Origin of the sequence: Pseudoalteromonas sp. SG44-1 (genome assembly GCF_014164315.1) — a bacterium.
In the GTDB taxonomy this organism is placed as follows: domain Bacteria; phylum Pseudomonadota; class Gammaproteobacteria; order Enterobacterales; family Alteromonadaceae; genus Pseudoalteromonas; species Pseudoalteromonas rhizosphaerae.
Genome location: NZ_JACJEW010000093.1, coordinates 1 through 8,457, shown reverse-complemented (window position 1 = coordinate 8,457; position 8,457 = coordinate 1). Strand labels below are relative to the sequence as shown.

Annotated in this window: 7 protein-coding genes and 1 other RNA gene; 5 read left to right on the top strand and 3 right to left on the bottom strand. The window is 39.6% G+C overall.

Annotated elements, in window-relative coordinates; translation table 11 throughout:
• Positions 1-124 precede the first annotated feature (124 nt).
• Complete coding sequence (locus H5187_RS22100; RefSeq protein WP_182798373.1) at positions 125-640, top strand: hypothetical protein; 516 nt, start codon at positions 125-127, stop codon at positions 638-640.
• A 500-nt stretch (positions 641-1,140) separates the two neighbouring features.
• On the opposite strand, the gene H5187_RS22095 is transcribed toward H5187_RS22100, so the two are convergent.
• The 3 genes from H5187_RS22095 to rsmI all read right to left on the bottom strand — a co-directional run bounded on the left by H5187_RS22095 (position 1,141) and on the right by rsmI (position 4,505).
• Complete coding sequence (locus H5187_RS22095) at positions 1,141-3,102, bottom strand: DUF3258 domain-containing protein (protein ID WP_182798372.1); 1,962 nt, start codon at positions 3,100-3,102, stop codon at positions 1,141-1,143.
• Between the two features lie 123 nt (positions 3,103-3,225).
• An RNA gene (rnpB, locus tag H5187_RS22090) (RNase P RNA component class A) lies at positions 3,226-3,604 on the bottom strand.
• A gap of 43 nt (positions 3,605-3,647) precedes the next feature.
• The gene (rsmI, locus tag H5187_RS22085) at positions 3,648-4,505 is read right to left on the bottom strand and encodes a 16S rRNA (cytidine(1402)-2'-O)-methyltransferase (protein ID WP_149980608.1); all 858 of its coding nucleotides are present in this window, start codon (positions 4,503-4,505) and stop codon (positions 3,648-3,650) included.
• 61 nt (positions 4,506-4,566) lie between these two features.
• Here rsmI and H5187_RS22080 point away from each other — a divergent pair, with 61 nt between their 5' ends.
• Genes H5187_RS22080 through dolP form a run of 4 tightly spaced genes read left to right on the top strand, consistent with a single transcriptional unit; the run spans position 4,567 to position 8,001 of the window.
• Positions 4,567-6,444 (top strand): penicillin-binding protein activator, encoded by a 1,878-nt coding sequence (locus tag H5187_RS22080; RefSeq protein WP_182794609.1) that lies wholly within the window; start codon positions 4,567-4,569, stop codon positions 6,442-6,444.
• Between the two features lie 30 nt (positions 6,445-6,474).
• Positions 6,475-6,846 (top strand): YraN family protein, encoded by a 372-nt coding sequence (locus tag H5187_RS22075; protein WP_182767585.1) that lies wholly within the window; start codon positions 6,475-6,477, stop codon positions 6,844-6,846.
• Position 6,847: 1 nt separating this feature from the next.
• Entirely contained in the window at positions 6,848-7,435 is a 588-nt protein-coding gene (locus H5187_RS22070; RefSeq protein ID WP_149980605.1) for an SIS domain-containing protein, read from the top strand.
• Entirely contained in the window at positions 7,435-8,001 is a 567-nt protein-coding gene (dolP, locus tag H5187_RS22065) for a division/outer membrane stress-associated lipid-binding lipoprotein (protein ID WP_145236822.1), read from the top strand. Before H5187_RS22070 ends, dolP begins: the two co-directional genes overlap by 1 nt.
• Positions 8,002-8,457: the final 456 nt, after the last annotated feature.

Below are 8,457 nucleotides of genomic sequence, written 5' to 3'. Positions count from 1 at the left end.
ACATCTCGCAAACTTAAACCTAGACATCTCGTAAACTCAAACCTAGACATCTCGAAAAACTAGCTTTTAGTAAAGAGATAGGAGTATGATCGAATCAGTAAAACACAATTAGGGGAGCGCAGTAATGAGGAAAAGAGAGATACTATATTCAGACATTATACTGCATCGATTTGATCTACTTCGACAAATCGAAACCATCGGTAGAGCTAGAAAAATAAAGGTGGAACACTCTTGGAAGCAGCTTATATCAGCCTCTTGTCTTGAAAATTGTGAAGCTGTTACTCACCACCTCTCTAACGAGCAAGTTATTGAAGCTTTGGCTTCTACCTCGGACACCAAACCAGAGCAGGTAGAAGCGACTTTAAAGAGTTTACATGAGTTCATAGATAAACTAAATGTTTACATATACGACACATGGAAAGGCCATTGTCGAAAAGTTAGATCTCGTGAAGGGAAAAAAACAATCACTGTAGAGCACTCTCTCTTGAATAAGATAAACTCATACCTAGAGACTTGCCATCAAAAAAAATTTAATCCTATCACTATAAGCAAAGAAGAATTTCAAACAGCAATAGAGACACTCTTACTTGATGCAGAAAGAACAAAAAATAAAAAACCCAAAATTCACTTCAAAAAATAAAATCAGTATAAGCGAAGCTAGAAAAGACAAATGAGTCAACCTTGCGATTTAAGTGCTGTATTTGCTACTTTTTAAGCTTGAATGGGTCTAATAGGATCTGGTGGTGTTTTTTCAGCCACCTACTGAAACTTCAAGGTTGAACTTGAGTAATATTAGAATCGAATCCGCGACTACCTCAACCTGTTTAAAATATACTGATTACATACATAAAAGCATTTACCCCAGCAATGATATTAAGACTGTGCTAGTCATTTAGCCAGTTTATCCAAAACAAAGGGTATCCTTGAAAGAAAACACCTTGATGAAATGATATATGTAGTCATATTGAATAATGCAAATTCAGAGTAAGAATTAGCCTTGTCACAATAGTTAAGCACTTTGAATATCAATCAGGTAACATGCCAGTAACTTGTTAACTGGTGCAATTCAGTAGCTATATAATGAGCTGCTAAATTTTATTCCTCTTTAGAACCAGCTATAAAAACCAACAAAGTACCCATTTAATATACCTTAAATCCTTCAACCACTCTACTTAGCTTAGCTATTGGAGCTGTATGGTGAGTATAGTTATCCGTTATTCCTCCATTAGAAAGCTCATGCCCAACGATCTGCTGAAGTATATAAAGTTCAACAGGTTCTAAGCTTTCATTTCTAATTTTTGTAATAAATGAATGCCGGAAACTATGGAAAGAACGTATGTGGGCTAGCTCTGTTGTTGAACTAACATTCATTTTTTCCATTAATCGACCAAACCAAGCCGTGATTGTATTTCTATTTTCAATTCCATCAAGCAACCGACCTTTATTCTTACTTATTAAATCTAGAAAGCCATATTCAATTAGTTTTGAGTGTACAGGTATCCGCCTACGAGCATTTTCTGTTTTGATTTGTTGAGACTCATGCTCATCAGTAATTAATATGTAAAAAAGATTACTATCTGAATCTTGTTTAATATCAGCCCCTCGCAATTGAAACAGCTCCCCCCGCCTAGCACCTGTATATATTGCTAATAAGAGGCTCCATTTTTTCCAGCTAGTCTCTTCTGTTAATGCATATGCTTCAAAGCTTTTTAGTTCCGTATTCGTAAATGGCCCGCGTTTATTTTGTGTGAAATCTCGCTTTATCCTACACGGCGTTTTCTCTATATAGCCAATAGTATCTTTTCCAGCAAAAGAAAATACACTTTGCAGCCATTTGTAATAACCTTGAACCGATTTAGGAGTAATTCTTTTATCATCTGGAACCTCAGCTGTAACTCTATCCTGCATAGTCATTTTATTGTAAGGAGTGACGTTCATTTTTGGTAGATCAAAACATTGATCAATAAAAAGCCCTATATCTCTGGGTTCATATAAATCTATAGCTTTGTCCTCAGTAAGTATTGACCACACTTCATAAAAACGAGCATAGTCTTTTTGAATTTTTTCGCTTAAATTCTGTTTCTTAACCTTAAAAGTTAAGAATTCTTGGTAAACTTGACTAAATAGCTTTGAGTTGTTTTCTAAAACAGGGTTCGCAGCAGCAGGCGATATAACAGAGTGAGTGTTAAAACTACTCTGTATGATATGTTCAAGCTCTCTAATTTTAACGGCATCTTTATTAAAAACAGCCTCTGTTAACTGCTTAAGAAAAACGTCAGAGTTACTTAGCTTTTCATGGAATATCTGATAATTAATTACACTTAGTGGCGTTTCAAACCCATATTTATTGGCTAAGTAATCAATTCTAGGAATTTTGTCCTCAAATTGAGTGCTTGTACCACTGTAATAGAGTTCATCATCACTCAGAAGCTCGTCATCACTCAGAAGCTCGTCATCATCTTCATATTCTTCACCACTATTAAAAAGATGCATCATTTTAGCAATGTGACGTATCTCAATATCTAGAGCTGGGTTGTCTGATGCATTTTTTACACTTTGCTTATCTATTAGTGTAAGGAACTTATAACTATATAGAACTAGACTAAGCAACTCAGGATCATTCCCCACTGATTCATCAGTGTATATATCAGCTAAATTATCATACTTTTTACAAAGTTTAGAAAAGGCCACTCTTGTTTTGGCGCTAATAGTCCTAATATTTGGATTATTTGATGTATCTGAAGTGAGGTGTACGCGACTTAGGGCATTAGTAACCTGAATACTATCTCTATAAGCTACTTCTTCTGAAGTTAATATTTGGTCAATATGATAATACTCTAGTTGTTTTTTCATCTTCAATTTAATCGTAATAATTGCTTGTTCTTTAGTGAGTTTATCAGAGATTTTAAGTAATGAGGGAAGTATACGTAACGAATTTATTAAAGGAGTTAAACAATCTACTATTGCAATTGCATTGCTTAATGATTGAGTCTTTAAGGAGATGCGAATATCTTTCCTTATAAAAGACTTAGGGAGTTTATAGCGGAAATAAAATGTACCTTTGCGAATAAATAAATATTCAGCGCCTGCAACTGATTTCATGTTAGCCTCATAGTGAGGTCGTTGCTTTGCGGTGGCACAGTTTGTGTCACACACGGTGGCACAATAATACTCTTTGAAATAAGTTCCCAAAAACCGCCTGAAAAATCAGGCGGTTAAGGAAATTTATGAGTCAGCCGTATAAGCCGGGTTCTGTCCTTTCCGAAGAAAGTGATAATCATTCGTCTAGGCCATAAATCGCTCTATGGCTCAAGCAACCTACCCGGTTCTCACGTGGGCCACGCGTTCATTATTTAAAATGATAGAACCCTATTTGGTCTTGCTCCGGGTGGAGTTTACCTTGCAACCAACTATTGCTAGTGGCCCGGTGCGCTCTTACCGCACCCTTTCACCCTTACCAATCCGAAGATTGGCGGTCTCCTCTCTGCTGCACTTGTCGTAGGCTCACGCCCCCCAGCCGTTAGCTGGCACCCTGCCCTATGGAGCCCGGACTTTCCTCCCCCTGCGCATTTTCGTTGCAGGCAGCGATCATCTTGGCTGACTCGGCGCGCAGTATACCTGAGCTGGATTGTATGTGCAGTAAAGATTTAGCCTTTTTCGTCAATAATTGTTTTATAAAGGGCATTTTTCTTCATGCCAAAATAATCAGCGACAATTCCACAGGCTTTTTTCATTGGCATTTCATTCTCAAGTAACGCCAACATTTTACGTGCTTCTGGCGGAATATCATCAACCTGCTTTGGATTACCAGGCAACATTAGCACTATTTCGCCGCGCTGTTTGGTTGGATCGTCGGTTAAAAACTGTTTAAGTTCACTTACTGTGCCATTAAAAAATGTTTCAAAGGTTTTGGTCAACTCTTTAGCAAACACCACTTGTTGCTCACTACCAAGCGCTATCTCCAAGTCATCTAAACTTGCCATGATGCGATGAGTACTTTCGTACATAATGCTGGTTATATTGGAATTAACCGCTTCAATAAAAAAGTCTTGGCGAGCTTTGCTTTTTGCTGGGGTAAAACCAATAAACTGAAAACGATCTGTTGGTAAACCTGAACAACATACAGCTGTTATGGCGGCGCATGCTCCTGGTATGGGAGTGACATGTGCGCCTTGCTCTCGGCATAAATTAACAACCGCATAACCAGGGTCACTAATTAGCGGCGTGCCTGCATCCGAAACTAGTGCTATATTTAAACCTTGATTAAGTTGATCAATAATTTGTTGCGCTTTTTGCTTTTCATTATGGTCGTGCAAAGCAAAGGTTTTAGCTTTAATACCAAAGTGACTAAGCAACTTACCGGTATGGCGCGTGTCTTCAGCAGCGATTAAGTCAACTTGCGATAAAGTCGCGATTGCACGCTGGCTTAAGTCGTCATAATTGCCGATTGGGGTGGCTACAATGTAAAGAGTGCCGATTTTCTGTGAATTCTCCTCATTTAACATTGAGGTCTCCTGCGTCAGTCAGTAATATAAGCAAATCGCGTTAACGTATTGGGAAATCATTGTGCGACTTAAACTTGTTAGTCTATTAATCATATTGTCAGGGTTATCGGCCTGTAGTACAACCGAAAAACCGACTAAAACCAGTGAAAACCTCAGTTCAGCTAATAGCGCATCACAAATTCAAGCGACTGACGCACAATCTATGTACCAAATAGCCTTAAATCGCCAAGGCGCTGATAAAATCCAACTTCTTTATAGTGCACGTGATGCTGCGATCGCAGAGCAACAATGGCCACTGTTAGAGCAAATTAGTACTGAATTAGAACGTACTCCAAGCGTCGACCAAGTGCAAAATAAACTGTACATCGCTTTTGCGCAAATGCAACAAAACAAGAGTACTCAGGCTCTTGAGATGCTAGCCAGTTTAGACAATCAATTGACTCAACCGGAGCATTTTGCTTGGCATCAATATTTAACCGCCAGTGTGTATGCATCACAAAATTTGCCTAAAGAGGCGATGACCTACTTCTTTCGTGCCTCTGAAACCGCCAGTAAAAATAACTTAACGATTCCACAGCTCAACAAAGACCTGTGGCAAAATTTACAACAATTATCATCGTATGCTTTAGAGCGCTTTAATCGCGGCTCAGTGATACAACAAGGCTGGGTAAACTTAGCGCTCTATCACCAAGTATATTTAGGTGCTCCAGTTGAGCTTGATCAAGCAATTAATAATTGGCAACGCCGTTACCCTGGTCATCCAGCAATCGCCGTGTTGCCAAAAAAAGACGCTGAGTTAATTGCTGCTGAACCACTGAATATTGAGCGCTTAGTTGTTTTATTACCCCAATCAGGTGCTAATGAACGCTTAGGTGATGCCTTAAAAGCTGGCGTGTTAGCGGCACTAGATAGTACATCTATTGCTGAAACCATTTTTATTGATGAAATGCTTAGTTCTGCTGAGCTGTCTGCAAAACTGCTCGAAATTAATCCTGACTTTATAATTGGGCCGTTACTCAAAACGAGTATCGATAAGCTAGTTGCAAGCAAAGCATTACAAGATTACCCAGTTTTGCACTTAAATACCTTTGATGGTGAGCGCCAGTCTCCTCAGCATTACTTCTTTGCGCTTAACCCGGAGCACGAAGTACAGCAAGCACTTGAGCACTTTTTAACGGCTGGTTATCAAAAACCTATGCTGCTGGCGCCAAATAATAGTTCAGGCCAGCGTTTAGTTGATTTTTTCAACCGACAATGGCAACGCTATAGTGAAACCACACCAGAAGTTGGGCTTTATAACGATAAAAAAGATATGCCAACAACCATTGTTAACCTGCTCGAAGTAGATAAATCAAAAGAACGCATTGCGACCGTTAAGTCATTATTTAGACAAGAAGTAGAGAGTGAAACTCGCTCTCGTCGCGATATTGATGTTATTTATATTCTCGGTGATGCTATCGAAACTCGCTTGATTAAACCTTATTTAGATGTAAATGTGAGTACCTTTGCTGATCGCATTCCACTGTATGCCAGTTCAAAAAGTCATAGCAAGCAAATCGATAGCACCGATAAAGGCGATCTCGATGGTTTGTATTTTACCGAGTTACCATGGATGCTTAGTGGGCAAATAAAAGATCATGCCTTACGCCAGCAATATAATTCGCTGTGGCCAGAACAGGCTGATATAAGTCAGCGTTTATTTGCCATGGCCTATGATTCAGTTGCTATGCTAAGTAATATCACACAATTGAGTATGCTCCCCGGTAAGCGATTTAATGGCTTAACTGGCCAATTGAGTATTACCAGTGATGGGCAAATTAATCGCCAACTTAATTGGGCGCAATACAAAAATAGACAAATCCAAGCGGTACAGCTAGCAACATCAGCACCGTTACCATTATTTATGCAATCAGCTACCAACCGATCATACAGTGAGTAGCTAAAAGCAATATAAAACAAGGATGTTGTGATGTCGTGGTTTAAACAACTGTGGCAAAATAGCCGAGAGAAAGGCCAGTATTACGAGCTACAAGCGCAAAAATACTTAGTGTCGCAAGGGTTGATCCCATTAGAGCGTAACTATAACTGCCCCTACGGGGAGCTAGATGTAATAATGCGCGATGGCAACACGCTAGTGTTTGTGGAAGTGAAATTTCGTAGTAGCTATGTTAAAGGTGGAGCAATCCACGCTTTAGGTAAACAAAAGCAAGAACGTTTAAAACGCTCTATTTACCATTATTTAGCAACGAAAAAGCTTAGTGATCAAGCAATAAGAATCGACTTTGTCGCAATAACTGGCGACACATCGCAACAACTTAATTGGATAAAAAACGTATTTTAATATGCAAGATACTATAAAAGAGATTTTTACAGAAAGCATTCAGGTGCAAATAGCCGCCGGTGAAGTACTTCCTAGCGCCTTAGAAGCCGCTGCATTTACCATAGCGCAGAGCCTAATCAATGGTAATAAGTTGATTTGTTGTGGTACTGCCAGCTGCCACATGCTGGCCCAACATATGGCTGGCGTATTGATCAACTACTACGAAACCGAACGTCCTTGTTTACCGGCAATTGCGCTATCACAAGAACATATCAATCTTGGTCCAAGTAACCAAAGTGACGACCAAGAAACCTTTGCCCGTCAAGTACGAGCGTTTGCTCAACAAGGTGACTTACTATTGGTTTTAGCAATCAATGGCAACGAAAAAAACATCATATCGGCAGTCGAAGCCGCACTCACCAAAGACATGAAAGTTATTGTTATGGTTGGTGATGACGGCGGTGAGCTAGTAGGTTTACTCGGTGCCAATGATGTCGAAATTCGTGTTCCGTCAAAACGTCCGAGCCGCATCATAGAATCTCACTTGGTTAATCTTCATTGTTTAAGTGAACTCGTCGACTTGACCCTATTCCCACAGGAAGAAAGCTAATGTTGAAACAATCTCTAATTGTTATTAGTACAGTACTATTATTACAAGGCTGCGCTGCTGCAGTTGTTGCAGGTACCGCTGGTGCCGTTACCGCAGCCAACGATCGTCGTACTCTTGGTTCGCAAATCGATGATAGTAATATCGAAATCAAAGCTGGGGTCGCAATAAACGATGTACCTCGCCTTGCTGATCATGCCAACATCAGCGTGATTAGCGTTAACGGCATTGTATTGTTAATAGGCCAGGTTGCAACTCAAGAAATGAAAGACGAGGCTCAGCGTACGATTGAGGGCTTACCTGCTATACGCAAAATACATAACCAAATTCGTATTGGTTCTAACATTAGCATGAGCACCCAGACCCATGATTCTTGGTTAACCTCTAAAGTAAAAACACAATTACTTACCACCGACAACATCAGTAGCAACAACATCAAGGTAGTAACTGAGAATGGCGAAGTATTTTTAATGGGCTTAGTATCAGATGCAGAAGCAAACACCGCTGTAAGCGTTGCTCGTAATGTATCGGGTGTAGAACGCGTTATTAAGGTATTTGAATATTTGTAAAGGTATCAGGTTCTAGGAATTAAAAGCCTTGCAGTTGATATCGCAAGGTTTTCTATACCTGTAGGCGGGAGCTTACCTCACGCACCTCCACTAAAAAACGCGGGGTAAACCCGCTGCTACAACAATCAACCTTAACCTTCGTCTCACAACTCGTCGCTCGTAAACTTTAACTAATACCAATCAACTTAAATATTTAACCATTCTAGCGAGCTAAATAAAGCGCTAACTGCGTTATAATTTTTTCAAGTAGAACAATTACATGTCAAAATTTACGCCTTGTTATCACTGTATTTATCTGTCGCTATAAATGGTCAGTAACTTAACACGATTGGTATAAATCTGCGTGGATAAAGCCCCGCCTACAATAAATCCAAACACCCATGCCAACCCCGTAGCCCTTAGTTTACCTAGCGCCTTTTACCTTTTACCTTTTACCTTTTACCTTTTACCTTTTAC

Excerpts from the sequence above, each read along its gene's own strand:
- dolP (WP_145236822.1), top strand. The coding sequence starts at position 7,435 with ATGTTGAAACAATCTCTAATTGTTATTAGTACAGTACTATTATTACAA.
- H5187_RS22100 (WP_182798373.1), top strand. The coding sequence starts at position 125 with ATGAGGAAAAGAGAGATACTATATTCAGACATTATACTGCATCGATTT.
- H5187_RS22070 (WP_149980605.1), top strand. The coding sequence starts at position 6,848 with ATGCAAGATACTATAAAAGAGATTTTTACAGAAAGCATTCAGGTGCAA.
- H5187_RS22075 (WP_182767585.1), top strand. The coding sequence starts at position 6,475 with ATGTCGTGGTTTAAACAACTGTGGCAAAATAGCCGAGAGAAAGGCCAG.
- rsmI (WP_149980608.1), bottom strand. The coding sequence starts at position 4,505 with ATGTTAAATGAGGAGAATTCACAGAAAATCGGCACTCTTTACATTGTA.
- H5187_RS22095 (WP_182798372.1), bottom strand. The coding sequence starts at position 3,102 with ATGAAATCAGTTGCAGGCGCTGAATATTTATTTATTCGCAAAGGTACA.